Raw genomic sequence first — 22,372 nt, 5'->3', positions numbered from 1 at the left:
GCGCCGCGCGGGCGGCGCTCGGTCTCACAGGCACTGCCGTTATCACGGCAAACACCTCGCCCCCCTCAGACCACCCACCTAGGCCAAGGCGCGCAGCTCGCGGGCAGCGGCAACCATATTGATCAACGCCGCCTCGGTCTCCGGCCAGCCACGGGTCTTCAGCCCGCAATCCGGGTTGACCCACAGGCGCTCGGCGGGAATGCGCCGGGCGGCCTTGCGCAACAGCTTGACCATTTCCTCGCGGCTCGGCACCCGTGGCGAGTGAATGTCGTATACCCCCGGTCCGATCTCGTTGGGGTAGGCAAACCGCTCGAACGCCGCCAGCAATTCCATGTCCGAACGCGAAGTCTCGATGGTAATCACGTCGGCATCCATCGCTGCAATCGACTCGATTACATCATTGAACTCGCTGTAGCACATGTGGGTATGAATCTGGGTTTCGTCGCGCACCCCCGAAGCACACAGGCGGAAGGCCTCGGTGGCCCACTCCAGGTAGTGGGCCCAGGCAGCGTGGCGCAGCGGCAGGCCTTCGCGGAAGGCCGCTTCGTCGATCTGCACGATTCTGGTCCCCGCCGCTTCCAGGTCGAGCACCTCGTCGCGGATCGCCAGTGCCAGCTGACGCGCCTGCACTTCACGGCTCACGTCCTCGCGCGGGAACGACCACATCAGCATGGTCACCGGGCCGGTCAGCATGCCCTTCATCACCTTGCCGGTCAGGCTCTGGGCATACTTGATCCATTCCACGGTCATGGCCTTCGGCCGGCTCAGGTCACCGACGATCACTGCCGGCTTCACGCAGCGCGAGCCGTAGCTCTGCACCCAGCCGAAGCGGGTGAACGCATAGCCGTCGAGCTGCTCGGCGAAGTACTCGACCATGTCGTTGCGCTCGGCCTCGCCGTGTACCAGCACATCCAGGCCCAGATCCTCCTGGATCTTCACCGCATGGCGGATCTCGCTGTGCATGGCCTCGACATAATCGGCCTCGGTCAGCTTGCCCTGCTTGTAGGCCTGGCGCGCCAGACGGATGGCCGGAGTCTGCGGAAACGAACCAATGGTGGTGGTCGGGAACGCTGGCAGGCCGAGCTGCGCACGCTGCTTGACGATACGCTGGGCAAACGCCGACTGGCGCTGGCTGTCGGCGGGCTTGATGGCGGCCAGGCGGGCTTGTACGGCGGGCTTGTGGATGCGCGGCGAGGCAGCGCGGCTGGCCTGCACGGCCCGGCTATGCGCCAGGGCTGCAGCGACATCAGCGGCCTGCGGGTCGTCAATGGCCCTGGCCAGCAGCGCCACTTCCTGGCATTTCTGCACGGCAAAGGCCAGCCAGCTTTGCAGCTCGGCATCCAGCTGGTCTTCACGGGCCAGATCCACCGGGCTGTGCAGCAGCGAGCAGGACGGTGCCACCCACAGCCGCTCACCCAGGCGTTCATGGGCATGGCGCAACACCTCCAGCGCCTTCTCCAGGTCGCAGCGCCAGACATTGCGGCCATTGACCAGGCCCAGTGACAGCACCTTGTAGGCCGGCAGGCGGTCGAGGATGGTGGGGTACTGCTCGGGCGCCCGCACCAGGTCTATGTGCAGGCCATCGACCGGCAGGTTGGCGGCCAGGCCAAGGTTGTCTTCCAGGCCGCCGAAATAGGTGGCGATCAGCTTCTTCAGCGGCGCGCGCTGAATGATGTTGTAGACGCGCTCATAGGCGTTCTTCCAGTCCTGGGGCAAGTCCAGGGCCAGGATCGGCTCGTCCAGCTGCACCCACTCCACGCCTTGGGCAGCCAGGCGGTTGAGGATCTGGTCATACAGCGGCAACAGGCGGTCGAGCAGCTCCAGTTTGTCGAAATCGCCGCCCTTGGCCTTGCCCAGCCACAAATAGGTCAGCGGGCCGATCACCACTGGTTTGACCACATGGCCCAGGGCCTGGGCTTCTTCCACTTCTTCGAACAGCTGTTCCCAGCTGAGGACGAATTGCTGGTCAGCGGTGAACTCGGGGACCAGATAGTGGTAGTTGGTATCGAACCACTTGGTCATTTCCTGGGCATGGGCGCCGCCACAGCAGCTGTCCCCGACGGCACCCCGGGCCATGGCGAACAGGGTCTGCAGGGTGGGCCCGGCAGGATCGTTGCTGGCAAAGCGTTGGGGGATCACGCCAAAGGTCAGCGAGTGGGTCAGCACCTGATCGTACCAGGCGAAGTCGCCGACCGGCAGCAATTCGATGCCGGCGTCTTTCTGTACCTGCCAATGCCGGGCACGCAGCTCGCGGCCCACGGCGCGCAGGCCGGCTTCGTCGAGTTCGCCCTTCCAGAAGGCTTCCTGGGCCTTTTTCAGCTCGCGGTCGTGGCCGATACGTGGAAAGCCCAGGTTGTGTGCCAGTGCCATGTTTTGTCCCTCAGCATGCAAAATGAATGAGGGGATTGTCCGGGCGCAGCCTTCTTGAAACAAACTCATTAAATTTGAGATGAACTCAAGATTTCCTCATGATCAGCGCCCTGTGGTGCCGACGACAGGCCGCAGCAGAAACAACCCATGTCTCATTCAGAGCAGCACCCTGCGCATCCGGACATGACCCCAACCGGCATCTGCCGCACAATGCCACCCTGACCACACAGGTGCCCGGCCCCATGAGCCTGCTGAAAACCGCGCTGCGCGAAAACACCTTCGTCTGCGTCATGGAATTCGTCCCCAAACCGTCCGCAGAACGTTTCGCTGCCATGGAGGCAATCCTGACGCGCGCGCACCTGTGCGGCTGGCCAATGACCGTGGCCATCGGCGACCGCGTCGGCAGCCCGCTGGACATGTCACCGCTGGACGCCCTCGCTTCCTTCAGCACTCCGGTACCCGCCCTGCCGCATTTCTCCGGCAAGGATCGCGAACGCCATCACTTGCTCGCCCAACTGCAACGCATGGATGCGGCCGGCCTCGACCAGCTGTTGCTGCTGACTGGCGACCGCCTGCCCGGTCACCAGCCTGGCCAGCGCCCGGTGCGCTACCTGGAGTCGGTCGCTGCCTTGCAGATTGCCCGCCAGGCCTGCCCGCACTGGCTGCTCGGCGCGGCCCTCAACCCGTTCAAGTACTGTGAGGAAGAAGGCGGCGCCCAGTACTTCAAGGCCGAGAAAAAGCTGGCGGCGGGTGCCGACTTTTTCACCCTGCAACTGGGCTTCGATGCCAGCAAACATCAGGAAGCCATGCACTGGATGAGCCGCCAGGCCACGCCCAGGCCGATGCTGGCCTGCCTCATGAGTCTGACCCACGGGCGGGCGGCGATGCTCGACCATGTCGCCGGGGTGACCGTCACGCCGTCCATGCGCGACCTGCTCGAAGCTGAAGCGGCCCAGTCCAAGGCTTTTGCCCTGGCCCGTAGCGTCGACCGCCTGGCGTTGCAGATAATCGGCGTCAAACTGATGGGCTATGCCGGTGTGCATCTGTCAGGGATTCACGATCTCAAGCAACTGCTGGCGCTGGAAGCACGCATCGAGCATTGGCAAGCGCAAATCGAAACGCTGGAACACTGGGCACCGGCCTGGCACGCCAGTTGGCAGATGCCTGGCCTGTCGGCGGTCAGTTTCCACCCGCCACAGGCAGCCTGGCGCCAGGGTGAGTCACGGGTCGCCGCCTCGCTCACGGAGAAAACGCGCTACCACCTGATGCATGGCATGCACGCGCTGCTGTTCAGCCGCCGCAACGGCTTGAGCAAGGCATTCGGCTGGGCCGTGCGTCAGCCGTTGTGGACCACGCGCCTTGGCGCACAGGTACTGCATACGGTGGAACGCGCGGTGAAGCAGCCGCTGGTAGGCTGTGACACCTGCGGCCGTTGCCGCTTGGAAGACACCCTATACATCTGCCCCGAAACCTGCCCCAAGGGCCTGGCCAACGGCCCTTGCGGCGGTACCGCGCTGAACCGTTGCGAGTTTGGCGATCGCGAGTGCATTCACAGCGTCAAGTACCGCACGGCCAAAGCGGTACGGCAGACGGCGCTACTGAGCGAGCGCCTGATCCCGTGCATCGAGGTCGAGACCCGCCACCGCAGCTCCTGGCCGCAATGGTTTCAGGCGCAGACGGCGCGCCAGCTCAGCGCGCAGCCAGCGCCTCGAACCCAGCCCGAATCGTAGCTTCCGGCAGATCGTCGGCGATGAATACCATTACGCTTTCGCGGGTTTCATCCTCGGCCCATTCGGCATCCCAATCGAAGCCGTAGAGCTTGAGCACGCCCTGGAACACCAGCTTGCGCGCCTCACCGGCAATGTTCAGCACCCCCTTGTAGCGCAACAGCTGCTTGCCGTGGGTTTCCAGCAACGCGTTCATGAAGTCGCTGAGGCGGTCGATGTCCAAAGCGGTTTGCGTGCGCAGTACCAAGGTGGAGATGCGGTCCGGGGTAGCGGGTTTGAGCAGCGGGCGTAGCGTTGGCTTCAGGTTTGTGCCCAGATCAGGGTTGAGGTTGAACCCCCGCACATCCAGCAGTTCCGCCAGGTCAATGCGGCCATGCTCGACCACACGGATCTGGGCCCGGCCATTGATGCGAGCCAGGCGCTCGCCCAGCGCCTCGACCGCATCCGGCTCGACCAGGTCGGTCTTGCTCAGCAGCAGGCGATCGGCAAAGCCGACCTGAGCCTGGGCGATGGTCTGGGTCAGGTGCAACCCGGCATGGGCGGCGTCGACCAGGGTGATGATGCCGTCGAGGATATAGCGCTCACGCAGCGCTTCATCGATGAAGAAGGTTTGCGCCACTGGCGCCGGGTCGGCCAGGCCGGTGCATTCGATCACCAGGCGGTCGAAGGTGATTTCGCCTGTATCCAGGCGTTCGAGCAGCAGGTAGAGGGCGCGGGTGAGGTCGCCATGGATGCTGCAGCACACGCAGCCATTGGCCAAGGTCATCACCTGCACCGGCTCGTCGCCGAGCAGTTGGCTGTCGATGCCGGCCTCGCTGAATTCGTTCTCGATCACGGCGATCTTCAGGCCATGCTCGGCCTTGAGCATGTACTTGAGCAGGGTGGTCTTGCCGGCGCCGAGGAAGCCGGTGAGTACGGTTACGGGAATAGGTGTCTGCACGCAGAACATCTCCTGTGCATGGAATGGGCGGGGAGAACGCGATCCCTGTAGGAGCGGCCTTGTGCCGCGATCGGGCCGCAACGCGGCCCCGGATTTTCAGCTTCGCAGCCAAAATTGCCGGGGCCGCGTTGCGCGCCCGATCGCGGCACGAGGCCGCTCCTACACAGTACTGCGCTAGCCTGGACTTAGCAGCACTTGGGCCCGGACTTGCCACCGTAACGAGCTTCCTGGCGTTCACGGAAGAACGCCTCGTAGCTCATCACCGGCTGGTCCGGGTGCGTCTTCTGCATGTGCTCGACATAGTTGTCGTAGTCGGGCATGCCGACCATCAGGCGGGCTGCCTGCCCCAGGTACTTACCCAGTCGACCCAGGTCGTTGAACATCGCAGCAGTCCTCTCAAGCGTCAGGCAGAGCCTGGAACGGGGTTTCCTTGTCGCTACGCTCCTTGCGGCCGAGGGCGGCGAAACCGACCTTGACGGCGAAGAACAGCACACTGAACACCACCACCAGGAACAGCACGGTCAGGCCGGCGTTGGTGTAGGCGTTGAAGATCACGTGCTGCATCTGCCCGATGTCCTTGGCCGGGGCCAGGACCTGGCCGGCGTCCAGCGCAGTACTGTACTTCTTGGCCAAGGCCAGGAAGCCGACTGCCGGGTTCGGATCGAACAGCTTGATCAGGCCCGCGGTGGTGGTGCAGATCAGCAGCCACACGGCCGGCAGCAAGGTGACCCAGACATAGCGCTGGCGCTTCATCTTGATCAGCACCACGGTGCCGAGCATCAGGGCAATGCCGGCCAGCATCTGGTTGGAGATACCGAACAGCGGCCACAGCGTGTTGATGCCACCCAGCGGGTCGATTACGCCCTGGTACAACAGGTAGCCCCACAGTGCCACGCAGCCGGCGGTGCCGATCAGGTTGGCAGTCCACGACTCGGTGCGCTTGAGCGCCGGCACGAAGCTGCCCAGCAGATCCTGCAGCATGAAGCGCCCGGCACGGGTACCGGCGTCTACCGCGGTAAGGATGAACAGCGCTTCGAACAGGATCGCAAAGTGGTACCAGAAGGCCATGGTGTTCTCACCCGGCAGCACCTGGTGCAGGATCTGCGCGATACCCACCGCCAGCGTCGGTGCACCACCGGCACGCGCCAGGATGGTGTGCTCGCCAATGTCGCGGGCTGTGGCCTCGAGCTGTTCAGGGGTGATCAGGAAGCCCCAGCTGCTGACCGTTTGCGCCACCGAAGCCACGTCGGCACCGACCACGGGGGCCGGGCTGTTCATGGCGAAATACACGCCTGGCTCGATCACCGAGGCCGCAACCATGGCCATGATGGCGACGAACGATTCCATCAGCATGCCGCCGTAGCCGATGTAGCGGGCGTTGGTTTCGTTGTCCAGCAGCTTGGGCGTGGTTCCCGAGGAGATCAGCGCGTGGAAGCCGGACACCGCACCACAGGCGATGGTGATGAACAGGAACGGGAACAGGGTGCCCTTCCACACCGGGCCGGTGCCGTCGGTGAACTGCGTCAGCGCCGGCATTTTCAGCTCGGGCGCGATGATCAGGATACCGATGGCCAGGCCAACGATGGTGCCGATCTTGAGGAAGGTCGACAGGTAGTCACGCGGCGCCAGTACCAGCCATACCGGCAGCACGGCGGCGACGAAACCGTAGCCCACCAGCATCCAGGTAATCTGCACGCCAGTGAAGGTGAACGCCGGCCCCCACACCGGATCCGCGGCGATCTGGCCCCCCAGCCAGATCGAGACCAGCAGCAGGACCACGCCCACGACCGAGATCTCGCCGATACGGCCCGGGCGGATATAGCGCATGTAGATGCCCATGAACATCGCGATCGGGATGGTAGCCATCACCGTGAACATGCCCCACGGGCTCTCGGCGAGGGCCTTGACCACGATCAGCGCCAGCACCGCGAGGATGATGATCATGATCAGGAAGCAGCCGAACAGGGCGATGGTCCCAGGGATGCGGCCCATCTCCTCGCGCACCATGTCGCCCAGCGAGCGGCCGTTGCGGCGGGTAGACAGGAACAGGACCATGAAGTCCTGCACCGCACCGGCCAGCACCACGCCGGCGATCAGCCACAGCGTGCCGGGCAGGTAACCCATCTGCGCGGCGAGTACCGGCCCGACCAACGGGCCTGCACCGGCGATAGCAGCGAAGTGGTGACCGAAGAGGATGTGTTTGTTGGTCGGAACGTAGTCCAGGCCGTCGTTGTTGAGCACCGCCGGGGTGGCACGGCGCGGGTCGAGTTGCATCACCTTGGTGGCGATGAACAGGCTGTAGTAACGATAGGCGACCAGGTAGATGGCCACTGCCGCGACCACGATCCACAAGGCATTGATCGCCTCGCCGCGACGCAGGGCGACCACACCCAGCGCGCAGGCTCCTATGACTGCCAGCGCCAGCCACGGAATGTGGCGTAGCAGGCTATTATTGTTGTTCATGGTTTGCTTCCAGCTGGTGGATTGGAAAAGACCGCCCATCGAGTCTAGGGCGTGTCATCGCGCATTGCCACACTTGCTTTGGCCTAGAGCCTCTGCGGCCAGATTGCGGTACCTGATGCACAGATCAAACTAACTATAGTCAGGATGTCATCCGAGGGCCTTCCCATGAGCGATCACGACGAGCGTCGGCGCTTCCGCCGCATCGACTTCGATGCCCCCACCGAACTGCGCCAGGGCGACCGCCGCTGGCCGGTAAAACTGCTGGATGTGTCGCTGAAGGGCCTGCTGGTCAAGCGCCCCGAGCCGTGGGATGCCGACCTTACCCAGGACTTCGATGCAGTCATCCACCTGGACCGCGATGTGCGCGTGCAGATGCAGGTTGAACTGCGCCATGAGGAGCCCACCCGCCTGGGCTTCATCTGCCTGTACATCGACGTCGAGTCGATGTCCCACTTGCACCGTCTTGTGGAACTGAACCTGGCCGACAGCACCGAAATGATGCGCGAACTGCGTGAACTGATCGAATAATGGGATCTCTTAGCTAGCTAAGAAAATCCGCACCTCGTGTTTCCTGTCTACCCAGACAGCTTTAAGCCTGGGTCGCGACGTATTGTACACACCCCTCTAACCCAGCCTTTTCCAACATGGTACGCCTCCTGCATTGGGCTCTGATGCCTAGCGCCAGCGCCCGTGTGCGCGCTCGGATCAAAAAATTGTATACAATTCTTGTGGCATTCATTTGTCGGAAATGTCTACAGTAGCGACACAACAATAAACAGAGAGCCTGCTCCATGACTACGTCCCCTAGCACGTCTCCCGCCAAGCGCCCCGAGGACGAAAACCTCGGCCTTGGGGCCAACCTGGCTTATGGTCTGCAGCATGTGCTGACCATGTATGGGGGGATCGTCGCGGTACCCCTGATCCTGGGGCAGGCCGCGGGCCTGAACGGCGCCGAAATCGGCATGCTGATCGCCGCTTCGCTGTTTGCCGGTGGCCTGGCCACCCTGCTGCAGACACTGGGCCTGCCATTCTTCGGTTGCCAGCTACCGCTGGTGCAGGGCGTGTCGTTCGCTGGCGTGGCGACCATGGGGGCCATTCTCAGCAGCGAGGGTGGCGGTGGCCTGCCGGGCGTACTGGGTGCAGTCATGGCCGCATCGTTGATCGGTTTTCTCATCACCCCGGTGTTCTCGCGCATTACCAAGTTCTTCCCGCCGCTGGTGACCGGTATCGTCATCACCACCATCGGCCTGACCCTGATGCCCGTCGCAGCCCGCTGGGTGATGGGTGGCAACAGTGCCTCGCCGGAGTTCGGCAGCATGGCCAACATCGGCCTGGCAGGCCTGACCTTCGCCATCGTGCTGCTGTTGAGCAAGCTGGGCAGTGCGACCATCTCGCGCCTGTCGATCCTGTTGGCGATGGTGGTCGGCACCCTGATCGCCTGGGCGCTGGGCATGACCGACTTCAGCAAGGTCACCGAAGGCCCGGTGTTCGCCTTCCCAACGCCCTTCCACTTCGGCATGCCGGAATTCCACATCGCCGCGATCCTGTCGATGTGCATCGTGATCATGGTGACCCTGGTAGAAACCTCGGCCGATATCCTCGCCGTGGGTGAGATCATCGATACCAAGGTCGACTCCAAGCGCCTGGGCAACGGCCTGCGCGCCGACATGGCGTCGAGCATCCTGGCGCCGATCTTCGGTTCGTTCACCCAGAGTGCATTCGCCCAGAACGTGGGCCTGGTGGCGGTGACCGGGGTCAAGAGCCGCTACGTGGTGGCCACCGGCGGGGTGATCCTGGTGGTGCTCGGCCTGCTGCCGATCATGGGCCGGGTGATCGCTGCCGTGCCGACGCCGGTACTGGGTGGCGCGGGCATCGTGCTGTTCGGCACCGTAGCCGCCAGCGGTATCCGCACCCTGTCCAAGGTCAACTACAAGAACAACGTCAACCTGATCATTGTCGCCGCGTCGCTGGGCTTCGGCATGATCCCGATTGCCGCTCCGACCTTCTACCATCACTTCCCGAACTGGTTCGAGACCATTTTCCACTCGGGCATCAGCTCGGCGGCAATCATGGCCATCCTGCTGAACCTGATCTTCAACCACTTCACCGCCGGCAACTCGGAAAACCAGTCGGTGTTCGCTGCCGCCTATGAGCGCACCATCCAGTACTCGGACATTTCTGCGCTGCGTGATGGCGACTACTTCAAGGATGGCAAGCTGTTCGATGCCGAGGGTATTGAAGTGCCGATGCTGGAGCTGGACGAGCATGGCAATGAGACGGTCAGACGCACGCCGGTCGCCGAACATTGACCGCTGACTGAGCGGTGAGGTGGGGGGGCCGATGCGCATCGTCGGCCCCTTTTTTGTTGGCCTGTACCGACGATCGGGCCGGTAAGGTCAGGCGCTACTCGAACAGCGCATCCAGCGCCTGCTCCAGCCGGGTAACGGCAATCACCTGCAGCCCTGCCGGGGCCTCTTTCGGCGCGTTGCCCTTGGGCACGATGGCCCGCTTGAAACCATGTTTGGCCGCTTCCTTCAAGCGTTCCTGGCCACTGGGCACCGGTCGTACCTCGCCGGACAGGCCGATTTCGCCAAACACCAGCAAGCCATGGGCCAGTGGCCGGTTGCGTAGGCTCGACATCACCGCCGCCAGCAGCGCCAGGTCCGACGCAGTTTCCAGCACCTTCACCCCGCCTACCACGTTGAGGAACACGTCCTGGTCATGGGTTGGAATGCCACCATGCCGGTGCAGTACCGCCAGCAACATGGCCAGGCGGTTCTGGTCCAGGCCCAGGGTCACCCGACGCGGGTTGGCCAGGTGGCTGTCGTCGACCAGCGCCTGCACCTCCACCAGCATCGGCCGGGTGCCCTCCCAGGTCGCCATCACCACGCTACCTGGCACTTCCTCCTGGGCGCGGTTGAGAAAAATCGCCGACGGGTTGGACACTTCTTTCAGGCCGCGGTCGGTCATGCCGAACACGCCCAGTTCGTTGACGGCACCGAAGCGGTTCTTCACCGCCCGCAGCAGGCGCAAGCGACCATCGGACTCGCCTTCGAAATACAGCACGGTGTCGACCATGTGCTCGAGAACCCGTGGGCCAGCCAGCGAACCTTCCTTGGTCACATGGCCCACCAGGAAGATCGCCGTGCCACTCTGCTTGGCGTAGCGCACCAGCAAAGCCGTGCTCTCGCGCACCTGGGCCACGCCGCCTGGTGCCGATTGCAGCTGCTCGGTGAAAATGGTCTGGATCGAGTCGATCACCATCACCCGCGGCTTCTCCTGACGGGCCGTGGCGATGATGGTTTCGATGCAGGTTTCGGTCATGACCTTGAGCTGGTCCTGCGGCAGACCCAGGCGCCGCGAGCGCATCGCCACCTGCTGCTGCGATTCCTCGCCGGTCACGTACAGTGCCGGCATGCCGACAGCGATGTTGCACAGCGTCTGCAGCAGGATGGTCGACTTGCCGATACCGGGGTCGCCACCGATCAGCACCACCGAGCCATCCACCAGGCCGCCGCCCAGCACGCGGTCCAGTTCCGTGCTGCTGGTGGTGAATCGTGGGATTTCCTCGACGCTGACTTCGGCCAGGGTCTTGATCTGCGCCTGCTGCCCGGCCCAGCCGGTGCGGCCGTTGCCGGGCGCGGCGGCAGCGCCGCTTTCGATCATGGTTTCGACCAGGGTGTTCCACGCCCCGCATTCGCCACACTGGCCGGCCCATTTGGGAAAAGTCGCACCACACTCGGTGCAGCCGTACAAGCGCTTGGCCTTGGCCATGGCTGGGGTCTCCTGGGAAAAATCGCCATGATAGCCGAGCTGGACGTGTCCCGAACGCCTCCAGGTGCGACAAAACTATTCGTTCTAACCGCAGTCGGAAGCGCTGGACATAACGCATGAAGCGTTTAAGTGGCTTACACTGCGTAAACCTTACCTTTTGTTACAAGGAACCAAACATGGGCATGATCAGTGAGTTCAAGGCCTTCGCGGTCAAAGGCAATGTCGTCGACATGGCAGTCGGTATCATCATCGGCGCAGCCTTCGGCAAGATCGTCTCGTCCTTCGTTGGTGACGTGGTCATGCCTCCGCTGGGCCTGTTGATCGGTGGTGTCGACTTCAGCGATCTGGCCATCACCCTGAAGGCGGCCGAAGGTGATGCACCGGCGGTGGTACTGGCCTATGGCAAGTTCATCCAGACCGTGATCGATTTCCTGATCGTGGCGTTTGCCATCTTCATGGGGGTAAAAGCCATCAACCGGCTCAAGCGCGAGGAGGCCGTGGCGCCGACTGCACCACCAGTGCCGAGCGCTGAAGAAACCTTGCTGACCGAGATTCGCGACCTGCTCAGGGCACAAAACCAGAACCGCCTGCCTTGATATCGCCGGGGCTGCCTTGCAGCCCCAATCACCTTACCAGTAGGCTTCCACTGCCACCTGCCCCGGACGCTTGCTCAGGCTCAGCTGCAAGTCCCGCGCCTTCAGCACCTTGCGCGTCTCGTCGACCATCTCCGGGTTACCACACAGCATCACCCGCGAATGTTCCGCCGACAGCTCCAGCCCCGCTGCCTTTTCCAACTCGCCATTCTCGATCAGGCTGGTAATCCGTGCATTCAGGGCCCCCAGATGCTGCTCGCGAGTGACCACTGGAATGAACTGCAACTTGCCGGCAAATTCGGCCAGGTAGTCGCGCTGCTCCAGCCCGGCGATTTCATCCACATAAGCCAGCTCTTTCGCTTCACGCACCGAGTACACCAGCTTGATGTTGTCGAAACGCTCCCAGGCTTCGAAGTCCTGCAGAATCGACATGAACGGCGCAATGCCGGTACCGGTTGCCAGCAGCCAAAGGTCGCGACCACCGACGAAGCGGTCGAGGGTGAGGAAGCCGAAGGCCTGGCGGTCGATCAGCAAGGTATCGCCCGCTTCCAGCCGACTCAGCTCGCCGGTGAATTCGCCACCTGGCACCACGATGGAGAAAAAATCCAGGTACTCGTCATGGGGGGCGCTGACCATCGAATAGGCGCGCCAGACCACGCTGCCATCAGCCTTGGTCACGCCCAGGCGGGCGAACTGGCCCGAACGGAAGCGGAACCCCGCATCGCGCGTAACCCGCAGGCTGAAGAGGTTCGCCGTCAGCGGCTGAACATCGAGCAGGGTCTGGCGGGTGAACTTTTCGGCGCTAGCGGTCATGTCGGGCTCCAGGTTTGGCGTGTGCACAGTGTCGCGCAAAGTGGCGCGGATAAAAACCACTGCTTTGTAAGGCCTCGTCAAAGCTGAAGGTGCCAGAATCGTAGAAAACTGTCCCGCTATAACAAAAAATTCCCAACGCTTTGGCAGGTCTTTTCCTACAATGAATCGGGTGCCCAAACGGATTGAGTACGGCACCAACAGGGAGTATTTCAGATGCACCACTGGAAACCCGAACATCTTCAAGCATTTGTCAGTGAGCGCAGCCCCAAGAAACTATTCGATATCGCTGTGCACCTGGCTCAGAACCTGGGCATGGAATACCTCGGGTTGAACATTCGCATCCAGGTCGCCACACAAACGCCGCGGCTGTACCTTTACAGCAACTATCCGAACAAGTGGATCGAGCGGTACCAGCGCGACGAGCTCTACATGCAGGACCCGGTTGCCAACGCATGCCACAACTCGACAATGCCCGTGCTCTGGACCGACGACCTGTACCGCGAGGCCCCGCAGTTTCGTGAAATGGCCTGCCAGTGCGGCTTGCGCCATGGCTGGACCCAGTCACTGCACGATTTGCAGCACAACGAAAGCCAGATCAGCGTGGCCAGGCCCACCGGGCGCATCGACGAAGAGGAATTTTATCTCAAGGCCGGCAGTGTCCAGTGGCTGTGCCACATCCTGCATGCAGTGCTTGGCGAACACCACCTGAATGCACTGTGCCCGCATCAGCCGAGGATGAGCGAGCGGGAACTGGAAGTACTGAAATGGTCAGCCGCCGGCAAGACCGCTGCCGACGTGGCCTCCATCCTGTCACTGTCGCAAAGCACGGTGAATTTCCATATCCGCAGCGTGATCACCAAGACCAATGCCGCCAACAAGACCGGCGCCATTGCCATTGCCGCCCTGCGCGGCTGGATCTGAGCGGCAAATCTGCGACCTTGGGCAAAGCCCTGTAGAATCGCCCGGCAAAGCCCGCGGCGAACCGCAACGGGCAGATTCGTTGCCGAGCCTGACGCCATGCCCCTGTTGACCACCCCGTACGCCGAACTCGACCTGATCCGCCAGCCAGAACAGGCCAACGACCCCTTGCAGGCTTTCGATGCAGCCGACGAGTACCTGCTTGCGCAGTTGCACGAACAGGCCCCGGCGACCGATTGCCGGGTACTGGTGCTCAATGACAGCTTCGGCGCCCTGGCGGCCAGCCTGGCGGGCAAGCTGCAGGTCGTGAGTAGTGGCGACTCGCACCTGGCGCATCTGGCCCTGGAAAAAAACCTGACACGCAATGGCCTGCCGTTCGACAGCGTGCCTTTCGTACCGGCCAGCGAAACCTGGCAAGGCCCGTTCGACCGCGTGCTGGTGCGCGTACCCAAGACCCTGGCCCTGCTCGAAGAGCAACTGATCCGCCTGCAAGGCCACCTGGCGCCCGATGCCCAGGTGATTGCCGCGGCGATGATCAAGCACCTGCCTCGGGCCGCCGGTGACCTGTTGGAGAAATACATCGGCCCGGTGCAGGCCTCGCTGGCGCAGAAAAAAGCCCGCTTGCTCACCGCGACAGTGGCCACACGGCCTGCCGCGCGTTCGCCCTACCCCAGCCGCTATCGCCTGGACACGCCAGCGCTGGAGCTGGTCAACCACGCCAACGTGTTCTGCCGTGAAGGCCTGGACATCGGCACCCGCGCCTTCCTGCCGCACCTGCCACGCGAACTCGGCCGAGCCCGGGTGGCGGACCTGGGCTGCGGCAACGGTGTGCTGGCCATTGCCAGCGCCATGGCCAACCCGGATGCGCAATACACCTTGGTCGATGAGTCGTACATGGCTGTGCAATCGGCGCGGGAAAACTGGCAGGCCGCACTGGGCGAACGCCCGGCGGTGTTCGAGGCAGCCGATGGGTTGGCCGGGGTAGAAAAACAGTCGCTGGAGGTGGTGCTGTGCAACCCGCCGTTCCACCAGCAACAGGTCGTGGGCGACTTCCTCGCCTGGCGCATGTTCCAGCAGGCGCGCGAGGCGCTGGTGGTGGGTGGGGCGCTGTATATCGTGGGTAACCGGCACCTGGGTTATCACAGCAAGCTGGCGCGGTTGTTCCGTGGCGTCGAGCAGGTGGCGGCTACGCCCAAGTTCGTCATTCTGAAAGCCCGCAAGTAGGCTTTCGGGCTGCTTTGTAACCTGTCGCGACACAAGGCCGCCCCTACGGGGAGACGCGACTATCCGAATGATCGCGATCCCTCCAGGAACGGCCTCGTGTCGCGAAAGGGGCGCAAGGCGCCCCAGTTCAATGGGTGGTCAACCCCGCCGCCCCCATGAACAGGCGCATCACCCAGGCCGCCACGCCCAGCGCTGCCACGCTCATGGCCCAGATCAGCAGCAGCCAGCCCAGCCGCTGCCACAGGGGCTTTTTCTCTTCCAAACCATGCTTGCCGGTCATCATGCGGCCCTCCTAGTGATAGCCGTCTTCGTGGGTAACCTTGCCGCGGAACACGTAGTAGCTCCAGAAGGTGTACATGAGAATGAACGGCAGGATGAACAGCGTGCCGACCAGCATGAAGCCCTGACTCTGCGGTGGCGCCGCGGCATCCCAGATCGAGATCGACGGTGGGATGATGTTCGGCCACAGGCTGATACCGAGGCCGCTGTAGCCGAGGAAGATCAGCACCAGGGTGAGCAGGAACGGGGTGTAGTGGGCATTGCGCGCCACCGCCTTGAGCAAGCCGTAGAAGGTCACCAGCACCAGGATCGGTACCGGCATGAACCACACCAGGTTAGGCATGCTGAACCAGCGGTCGGCGATCTGCGGGTAGGCGATCGGCGTCCACAGGCTGACAATACCGATCACCACCAGCAACACCAGCGCCAGCGGGCGGGCAATGTCGTGCATTTTCTGCTGCAGCGCCCCTTCGGTCTTCATGATCAGCCAGGTGCAGCCCAACAGGGTGTAGGCAACGATCAGCCCCAGGCCGCAGAACAGGCTGAACGGGGTGAGCCAGTCGAGCGTGCCACCGGCGAAATGCCGGTCGACGACCTTGAAACCCTCCAGGAACGCGCCCAGGGCCACGCCCTGGAAAAAGGTGGCCACCAGCGAACCGCCGATGAACGCCTTGTCCCAGATATGGCGCTTGTCGTCCTTGGCCTTGAAACGGAACTCGAAGGCCACGCCGCGGAAGATCAGCCCGATCAGCATCAGGATCAACGGCAGGTACAGCGCCTCGAGGACAACCGAGTAGGCCATCGGGAACGCGCCGAACAGCCCGGCACCACCCAGTACCAGCCAGGTTTCGTTACCGTCCCACACGGGGGCGACGGTGTTCATCATCACATCGCGGTCACGCTCGCCCTTGACGAACGGGAAGAGCATGCCGATTCCCAGGTCGAAACCATCCATCACCACGTACATCATCACGCCGAAGATGATGATCACGGCCCAGATCAGCGAAAGGTCGATACCCATGGCTCAGTTTTCCTTGCTCAGGCTGGCGGAGTTGGCCTCACGGCCATCATCGGCGGCGGACAGCGGCCGCGCCGGGGTGCGTTTGGTGCCTGGGCCACCACTGCTGTGCTGGTCTCCTTCGCCGGTCTGCGGGCCCTTGCGCACCAGGCGCATCATGTAGCCAAGGCCGGTACCGAACAGGGCGAAGTACACCACCACGAAGGCCACCAGGGTGAAGCCGAGCTGGGCGTAGCTGTGGTTGGACACACCGTCTGCCGTGCGCATCAGGCCGTACACCACCCACGGCTGGCGGCCGATTTCGGTAGTAAACCAACCAGCCAGCAAGGCGATCAGCCCCGACGGGCCCATCCACAAGGCCAGATGCAGGAACGGGCGCGAGGTATAGAGCGTGCCGCGCTTGCGCAGCCAGAGGCTCCACAGGCCAACGAAAATCATCAGCAACCCCAGCCCGACCATGATCCGGAACGACCAGAACACGATGGTCGAGTTGGGCCGGTCTTGCGCCGGGAATTCCTTCATCGCCGGCACCTGCTTGTCCAGGCTGTGGGTCAGGATCAGGCTGCCGAGCGCCGGGATTTCCAGCTTGAAGCGGGTGGTCTCGGCCTGCATGTCAGGAATGCCGAACAGGATCAGCGGGGTCGGCTCACCGGGCACGTTCTCCCAGTGGCCTTCGATCGCGGCGATCTTCACCGGCTGGTGCTTGAGTGTGTTGAGGCCGTGGAAATCACCGATCACCGCCTGGATCGGCGCCACGATCAGGGCCATCCACATGGCCATCGACAGCATCTTGCGCACCGCCGGATTGTCACGCCCGCGCAGCAGGTGCCAGGCCGCCGATGCACCGACGAAGAACGCCGTGGCAACGAACGCGGCGGTGGCCATATGCATCAGGCGGTAGGGGAACGAAGGGTTGAACACCACTGCCAGCCAGTCCACCGGCACCACCCGGCCATCGATGATTTCGTGGCCTTGCGGGGTTTGCATCCAGCTGTTGGAGGCGAGGATCCAGAACGTCGAGACCAGCGTGCCGAGCGCTACCATCACCGTGGAGAAGAAATGCAGGCCGCGGCCGACACGGTTCCAGCCGAACAGCATGACGCCGAGGAAGCCCGCCTCGAGGAAGAACGCGGTCAGCACCTCGTAGGTAAGCAAGGGGCCGGTGATGGCACCGGCAAAGTCGGAGAAGCGGCTCCAGTTGGTGCCGAACTGGTAGGCCATGACCAGGCCGGAGACCACGCCCATGCCGAAGTTGACGGCAAAGATCTTCGACCAGAAATGATACAGGTCACGGTAGACCTGTTTGTCGGTCCGCAACCAGAGGCCTTCGAGAACTGCCAGGTAGCTGGCCAGGCCGATGGTGATGGCCGGGAACAGGATGTGGAACGAAACGGTAAAGGCAAACTGCATTCGGGCGAGCTCTAGGGCCTCTATTCCGAACATGGTGCTTCCTCTTCAGATAATCCGGCGTCCGGGCCGCTGGCCCCGTCGCCCACTGCCCCCACGGTTATCGAGTGTGGCGTGTTGGAATTGTTCTGTTCGATCGCAGGGATTCCGGCCCGGAGGGCCACGTCGTTGGCCAGCCGTTGCAAAAGCAACGATTGATCCAGATCAACGAATGCTAGGAAGCATAGTCCTGAATGGCGCGCCGGGCCGTGCGGTTGATTGCCGCGTGACCGGTTGCCCCACCCTCTTCAAAAAGGCCTGGAAAAGTGCCGACCCAGGCAAACAGCAACCATTTGTTACAAACAGGTGATACGCTGCGAACCCCTCTACCGTGCCGAGGCCCCAGGTTTCCGATGTCCGATTCCGCTCCACAGTTGCTGCGTCACCAGCGACCTTTCCTGGCCTTCTGGCTGGCCCGCGTGTTCACTGCCAGTGGCTTCCAGATGCTCACCGTGGCCATTGGCTGGCACCTCTACCAGTTGACCGGCAATGTGCTCGACCTGGGCCTGGTCGGCCTGGTCGAGTTCGCCCCGCGTGTGCTGTTCATGCTGCACACCGGGCATGTCGCCGACCGCTATGACCGGCGCAAGGTCGCCGCCCTGTGCCAGAGCCTGCAGGGCCTGATCGCCCTGGCACTGGCAGTGGGCAGCGCCACCGACAACGTCACCCGCGAACTGATCTTCGCCCTTGCCTTCCTGCTTGGCGCCACGCGCGCCTTCGAGATGCCGGCGACCCAGGCGTTGCTGCCCAACGTGGTGCCAGCCGGGCTGTTCCCACGAGCGGTGGCGGCATCGGCATCGGCGACCCAGTCGGCAACCATCGTGGCGCCCGCCTTGGGCGGCTTCCTGTATGCCTTCGGCAGCATCTGGGTGTACGGCCCCACTGTGGCCCTTTACGCCATCGCCTGCATATTGACCTTGAGCCTGGAGGCACGCGGCCAGGTAGCCCAGCGAGGGCGTGCCAGCATCGAATCGCTGCTGGCCGGCATCCGCTTCATCCGCAGCCGGCCGGACATTCTTGGCGCCATCTCGCTCGACCTGTTTGCCGTGCTGCTCGGTGGCGCCACCGCGCTGTTGCCGGTGTTCGCCAAGGACATCCTGCTGACCGGGCCACTGGGCCTGGGCCTGCTGCGCTCGGCACCGGCGGTGGGAGCGTTGCTGATGTCGCTGTGGCTGGCGCGCTTCCCGTTCGAGCGCAACGTGGGGCGAACGATGTTCACGGCAGTGGGTGTATTCGGCGTGGCGACCATTGCCTTCGGCCTGTCGACCTCGTTCTGGTTCTCGCTCGCGGTACTGGTGGTGCTGGGCGCAGCGGACATGATCAGCATGGTCATCCGCGGCGCCTTCGTGCAGCTGGAAACGCCGGATGAGATGCGCGGGCGGGTGAGTGCGGTGAACGGCCTGTTCATTGGTGCCTCGAATCAGCTCGGCGAGTTCGAATCGGGGGTTACGGCGCACTGGTTTGGCACAGTGCCAGCGGTGGTGATGGGCGGCGTCGGCACCCTGCTGGTGACCGGGGTGTGGATAAAACTGTTCCCGACACTGGCCAGACGGGACCGGTTGCATAACGGTTGAAATACAGCCTGTGCCGGCGAAGAGGCCGGTACGGGCTATACAGAACCCATTCCCCAACGGCCATAGGCCCCTGCCAAGCATGCTGGTATGATGCGCGGCTTTTTTCCGCCCCACACAAAACCACGGCAACCGGTACGGTCTGTGCTTTGCTGTTGGGGTCGATAGATTGATGGCGCCTGGGGCGCCTCGGGGAGCGGGCATGCTGGAAAGGCTGTTTCAACTGAGAGCACACAACACCAATGTGCGCACCGAGATTCTAGCGGGCGTCACGACCTTCCTGGCCATGGCCTACATCCTGTTCGTCAACCCGAGCATCCTCGGCGAGACCGGCATGGACAAGGGCGCGATCTTTGTCGCCACCTGCCTGGCCGCGGCCATCGGTTCGGTGACCATGGGCCTGATCGCCAACTACCCGATCGCCCTGGCACCGGGCATGGGCCTGAACGCTTTCTTCACCTATACCGTGGTGTTGCACATGGGCCACACCTGGCAGGTGGCACTGGGCGCAGTGTTCCTGTCGGCGGTGATGTTCTTCCTGTTGTCGATCTTCCGTATCCGCGAGTGGATCGTGAACAGCATCCCGCTGCCGCTGCGATCGGCCATCGCCGCCGGTATCGGCTTGTTCCTGGCGCTGATCGCCCTGCATAACGCCGGCATCGTCGTCGATAACCCGGCTACCTTGGTGGGCCTGGGCGACCTCAAGCAGCCAGCACCGATCCTCGCTACCCTGGGCTTCTTCCTGATCGTCGGCCTGGAATCGCTGAAAGTGCGCGGCGCGGTGCTGATCGGCATTCTTGCCGTGACCATCGCCTCGATCGTGATGGGCGTGACGCCGTTCGGCGGCATCGTCTCCATGCCTCCGTCGCTGGCCCCGACTTTCCTGCAGCTGGACATCGCCGGTGCGCTGGACGTGGGCCTGGTCAGCGTGATCTTCGCCTTCCTCTTCGTCGACCTGTTCGACAACTCCGGTACCCTGATCGGCGTGGCCAAGCGCGCCGGGCTGATGGGCAAGGACGGGCACATGCCGAAGATGGGCCGTGCGCTCATCGCCGACAGCACCGCGGCCATGGCCGGTTCGTTGCTGGGTACCTCGACCACCACCAGCTACATCGAATCCGCCGCCGGCGTGAGCGCCGGTGGCCGCACCGGCCTGACTGCCATCGTGGTCGCCGTGCTGTTCCTGCTGGCGCTGTTCTTCGCTCCGCTGGCCGGTAGCGTGCCAGCCTTCGCCACCGCCCCGGCGCTGCTGTTCGTCGCGGTGCTGATGGCCTCGGGCCTGGCGGAAATAAACTGGGGCGACGTCACCGAAGCCGCACCGGTGGTGGTGACCGCCCTGGCCATGCCGCTGACCTACTCGATTGCCAACGGCATCGCCTTCGGCTTCATCTCCTGGACCGCCGTCAAGCTGATCTCCGGTCGCCACCGCGACCTGAACCCGGCCTTGGTGATCCTTTCCATCCTGTTCGTCATCAAGCTGGGCTGGTTCAACGCATGAGTGCTGCTTTCGACCCCTCTTCCTACGCCACCCAGCTGGACGCCAAGGTGGCCCGGCTGCGCGAGCTGCTGGCGCCGTTCGCTGCGCCAGAGCCGGCTGTCTTCGACTCGCCGCGCGAGCACTACCGCCTGCGCGCCGAATTCCGCCTGTGGCGCGAAGACGGCCAGCGTCATTACGCCATGTTCGCCCCGGGCGAGAAGCACAAGGCGATCCTGATCGACGACTTCCCCATCGCCAGCCAGCGAATCAACGAGTTGATGCCGCGCCTCAAGGCGGCCTGGCAGGCCAGCGAAGAACTCGGCAACCGGCTGTTCCAGGTAGAGTTCCTCACTACCCTGGCCGGCGATGCCATGGTCACCCTGTGCTATCACCGCCCGCTGGACGAGGCTTGGGAGGTGGCTGCACAGCAACTGGCGGCCGAATTGGGCATAAGCGTGATCGGCCGTTCCAAGGGTAAACGCCTGGTGATCGGCCGCGACTACGCTGTGGAAAAACTCGACGTGGCTGGCCGCGTGTTCAGCTACCGCCAGCCGGAAGGTGCGTTCACCCAACCGAACGGCGCGGTGAACCAGAAAATGCTGAGCTGGGCCTACGAGGCCATGGGCGGACGCGAAGATGACTTGCTGGAGCTGTATTGCGGCAACGGCAACTTCACCCTGCCGCTGGCCACCCGCGTGCGCCAGGTGCTGGCCACCGAGATCAGCAAGACTTCGGTCAATGCCGCGCTGAGCAATCTCGACGAGAACGCTGTGGACAATGTGCGGCTGGTGCGCCTGTCGGCGGAAGAACTGACCCAGGCACTGAATGAGGTGCGGCCGTTCCGCCGGCTGGAAGGCATCGACCTGAAGCGCTATGACTTCGGCACGGTATTCGTCGACCCGCCACGCGCGGGGATGGACCCGGACACCTGCGAACTGACCCGGCGTTTCGAGCGGATCCTGTACATCTCCTGCAACCCGGAGACGCTGGCGGCGAACATTGCCCAGTTGCACGACACCCACCGCATCGAGCGCTGTGCGTTGTTTGATCAGTTCCCGTATACCCACCACATGGAGAGTGGGGTTTTGCTGGTTCGGCGCTGACCTGCAGATAGCCTGGGGCTGCTTTGCAACCCCAGGCTTCACTCAAAAGTCGAAGAACACCGTCTCCCCCTCCCCCTGAATGCGGATATCGAAGCGATACGCCGTCTTCCCGTCCACCTCGCAACGCTTGGCCACCAGGGTCTCGCGCCGCTGCGGCTGCTCGATCAGGTTAAGCACCGGGCACTTGGCATTGGCCTGCGCTTCATCATCGAAATACAGGCGCGTGTGCAGGTGAATGTTGATACCCCGGGCAAACAGGCTGATGTTGATGTGTGGTGCCATTGGCACGCCGGCAGCGTTTTTCCACCACGCCTGGCTTCACCGTATGTGCAGTCCACTCGCCAGCATCGAAGGTGGTAGCCGTGCGGCCAAAACTGTTGAAGGCGTTTTCCAGGTTGTAGTCGTCCTGGTATTCACCATTGGCATCGGCTTGCCAGAGTTCCAGGAACGAGTCGCGCACCAGGTGGCCATTGCCGTCGTACACATGGCCGAGCAGGAGGATATGCTCGCCCGGCGCGTCCGGCTTGGCCAGGCGATTCCAGATTTCCTGGTCGCGGGTCGGGTTGCCGGCCGCTTCCAGGGCGAGGCCGATGTGCACGTAGGGGCCGGCAGTCTGCGAAGGGGTTTCCGGTAGCAGTTCGATTGGCATGGCGGGG

General features: G+C 63.3%; 20 protein-coding genes. 9 read left to right on the top strand and 11 right to left on the bottom strand.

Annotation, left to right across the window (positions count from 1 at the left end):
- Nucleotides 1-78: 78 nt before the first annotated feature.
- Nucleotides 79-2,370 carry a 5-methyltetrahydropteroyltriglutamate--homocysteine S-methyltransferase gene (metE, locus tag ACVWZT_RS12810; RefSeq protein WP_457469617.1) on the bottom strand — a complete coding sequence of 764 codons (2,292 nt, stop codon included), beginning with the start codon at nucleotides 2,368-2,370 and terminating at the stop codon, nucleotides 79-81.
- A 242-nt stretch (nucleotides 2,371-2,612) separates the two neighbouring features.
- On the opposite strand from metE, the gene ACVWZT_RS12805 reads away from it, so the two are divergent.
- Nucleotides 2,613-4,100: a methylenetetrahydrofolate reductase C-terminal domain-containing protein gene (locus ACVWZT_RS12805; protein ID WP_457469615.1), complete on the top strand. Its 1,488-nt coding sequence runs from the start codon at nucleotides 2,613-2,615 to the stop codon at nucleotides 4,098-4,100.
- Here ACVWZT_RS12805 and yjiA read toward each other — a convergent pair.
- The 3 genes from yjiA to ACVWZT_RS12790 all read right to left on the bottom strand — a co-directional run bounded on the left by yjiA (nucleotide 4,060) and on the right by ACVWZT_RS12790 (nucleotide 7,500).
- Entirely contained in the window at nucleotides 4,060-5,037 is a 978-nt protein-coding gene (gene yjiA, locus ACVWZT_RS12800; protein WP_296233217.1) for a GTPase, read from the bottom strand. The genes ACVWZT_RS12805 and yjiA overlap by 41 nt on opposite strands.
- Before the next feature lie 185 nt (nucleotides 5,038-5,222).
- Nucleotides 5,223-5,420: a YbdD/YjiX family protein gene (locus ACVWZT_RS12795; protein ID WP_029614786.1), complete on the bottom strand. Its 198-nt coding sequence runs from the start codon at nucleotides 5,418-5,420 to the stop codon at nucleotides 5,223-5,225.
- Between the two features lie 13 nt (nucleotides 5,421-5,433).
- Nucleotides 5,434-7,500 (bottom strand): carbon starvation CstA family protein, encoded by a 2,067-nt coding sequence (locus ACVWZT_RS12790; RefSeq protein WP_457469613.1) that lies wholly within the window; start codon nucleotides 7,498-7,500, stop codon nucleotides 5,434-5,436.
- Between the two features lie 165 nt (nucleotides 7,501-7,665).
- Between ACVWZT_RS12790 and ACVWZT_RS12785 the strand changes: the two genes are divergently transcribed.
- Nucleotides 7,666-8,028, top strand: coding sequence for a PilZ domain-containing protein (locus tag ACVWZT_RS12785; RefSeq protein ID WP_170032616.1), 363 nt, complete (start codon nucleotides 7,666-7,668; stop codon nucleotides 8,026-8,028).
- 263 nt (nucleotides 8,029-8,291) lie between these two features.
- Nucleotides 8,292-9,809 carry a nucleobase:cation symporter-2 family protein gene (locus tag ACVWZT_RS12780; protein ID WP_457469612.1) on the top strand — a complete coding sequence of 506 codons (1,518 nt, stop codon included), beginning with the start codon at nucleotides 8,292-8,294 and terminating at the stop codon, nucleotides 9,807-9,809.
- Between the two features lie 94 nt (nucleotides 9,810-9,903).
- Here ACVWZT_RS12780 and radA read toward each other — a convergent pair whose 3' ends face one another.
- Nucleotides 9,904-11,274, bottom strand: coding sequence for a DNA repair protein RadA (gene radA / locus ACVWZT_RS12775; RefSeq protein ID WP_186675249.1), 1,371 nt, complete (start codon nucleotides 11,272-11,274; stop codon nucleotides 9,904-9,906).
- A gap of 176 nt (nucleotides 11,275-11,450) precedes the next feature.
- Here radA and mscL point away from each other — a divergent pair, with 176 nt between their 5' ends.
- On the top strand, nucleotides 11,451-11,870 hold the full coding sequence (gene mscL, locus ACVWZT_RS12770) for a large-conductance mechanosensitive channel protein MscL (protein ID WP_296229840.1): 420 nt from the start codon (nucleotides 11,451-11,453) through the stop codon (nucleotides 11,868-11,870).
- Between the two features lie 33 nt (nucleotides 11,871-11,903).
- Here the strand turns inward: mscL and ACVWZT_RS12765 are convergent, their stop codons facing one another.
- Nucleotides 11,904-12,680, bottom strand: a complete 777-nt coding sequence (locus ACVWZT_RS12765; RefSeq protein ID WP_457469609.1) for a ferredoxin--NADP reductase — start codon at nucleotides 12,678-12,680, stop codon at nucleotides 11,904-11,906.
- Between the two features lie 213 nt (nucleotides 12,681-12,893).
- On the opposite strand from ACVWZT_RS12765, the gene ACVWZT_RS12760 reads away from it, so the two are divergent.
- Both ACVWZT_RS12760 and ACVWZT_RS12755 read left to right on the top strand, forming a co-directional pair.
- Nucleotides 12,894-13,601: an autoinducer binding domain-containing protein gene (locus ACVWZT_RS12760; protein WP_296229843.1), complete on the top strand. Its 708-nt coding sequence runs from the start codon at nucleotides 12,894-12,896 to the stop codon at nucleotides 13,599-13,601.
- Between the two features lie 96 nt (nucleotides 13,602-13,697).
- Nucleotides 13,698-14,822 (top strand): methyltransferase, encoded by a 1,125-nt coding sequence (locus ACVWZT_RS12755; protein ID WP_457469607.1) that lies wholly within the window; start codon nucleotides 13,698-13,700, stop codon nucleotides 14,820-14,822.
- A gap of 127 nt (nucleotides 14,823-14,949) precedes the next feature.
- Here the strand turns inward: ACVWZT_RS12755 and ACVWZT_RS12750 are convergent, their stop codons facing one another.
- The 3 genes from ACVWZT_RS12750 to ACVWZT_RS12740 are packed head-to-tail and all read right to left on the bottom strand — an operon-like array spanning nucleotide 14,950 to nucleotide 17,562.
- The gene (locus ACVWZT_RS12750) at nucleotides 14,950-15,105 is read right to left on the bottom strand and encodes a DUF2474 domain-containing protein (protein ID WP_016713451.1); all 156 of its coding nucleotides are present in this window, start codon (nucleotides 15,103-15,105) and stop codon (nucleotides 14,950-14,952) included.
- Between the two features lie 9 nt (nucleotides 15,106-15,114).
- Entirely contained in the window at nucleotides 15,115-16,122 is a 1,008-nt protein-coding gene (gene cydB / locus ACVWZT_RS12745; protein ID WP_225779259.1) for a cytochrome d ubiquinol oxidase subunit II, read from the bottom strand.
- A gap of 3 nt (nucleotides 16,123-16,125) precedes the next feature.
- A complete protein-coding gene (locus ACVWZT_RS12740) occupies nucleotides 16,126-17,562 on the bottom strand; it encodes a cytochrome ubiquinol oxidase subunit I (protein ID WP_296229850.1) in 1,437 nt (478 codons plus the stop codon).
- A gap of 356 nt (nucleotides 17,563-17,918) precedes the next feature.
- Between ACVWZT_RS12740 and ACVWZT_RS12735 the strand changes: the two genes are divergently transcribed.
- From ACVWZT_RS12735 to trmA, 3 genes are all read left to right on the top strand, one after another.
- The gene (locus ACVWZT_RS12735) at nucleotides 17,919-19,139 is read left to right on the top strand and encodes an MFS transporter (RefSeq protein ID WP_296229851.1); all 1,221 of its coding nucleotides are present in this window, start codon (nucleotides 17,919-17,921) and stop codon (nucleotides 19,137-19,139) included.
- A gap of 199 nt (nucleotides 19,140-19,338) precedes the next feature.
- Complete coding sequence (locus ACVWZT_RS12730) at nucleotides 19,339-20,634, top strand: NCS2 family permease (RefSeq protein WP_457469604.1); 1,296 nt, start codon at nucleotides 19,339-19,341, stop codon at nucleotides 20,632-20,634.
- Nucleotides 20,631-21,716 carry a tRNA (uridine(54)-C5)-methyltransferase TrmA gene (gene trmA, locus ACVWZT_RS12725; protein WP_457469603.1) on the top strand — a complete coding sequence of 362 codons (1,086 nt, stop codon included), beginning with the start codon at nucleotides 20,631-20,633 and terminating at the stop codon, nucleotides 21,714-21,716. The genes ACVWZT_RS12730 and trmA overlap by 4 nt, the downstream gene beginning before the upstream one ends.
- Before the next feature lie 42 nt (nucleotides 21,717-21,758).
- Here trmA and ACVWZT_RS12720 read toward each other — a convergent pair whose 3' ends face one another.
- Nucleotides 21,759-21,893: a hypothetical protein gene (locus tag ACVWZT_RS12720; RefSeq protein WP_457469601.1), complete on the bottom strand. Its 135-nt coding sequence runs from the start codon at nucleotides 21,891-21,893 to the stop codon at nucleotides 21,759-21,761.
- A gap of 28 nt (nucleotides 21,894-21,921) precedes the next feature.
- On the bottom strand, nucleotides 21,922-22,365 hold the full coding sequence (locus ACVWZT_RS12715; RefSeq protein WP_457469599.1) for a dioxygenase family protein: 444 nt from the start codon (nucleotides 22,363-22,365) through the stop codon (nucleotides 21,922-21,924).
- Between the last annotated feature and the right edge of the window lie 7 nt (nucleotides 22,366-22,372).

This window comes from Pseudomonas sp. TE21394, from assembly GCF_054057835.1.
The sequence above is the reverse complement of the archived record's forward strand: the minus strand, read 5'-3'. Positions and strand labels throughout refer to the sequence as shown.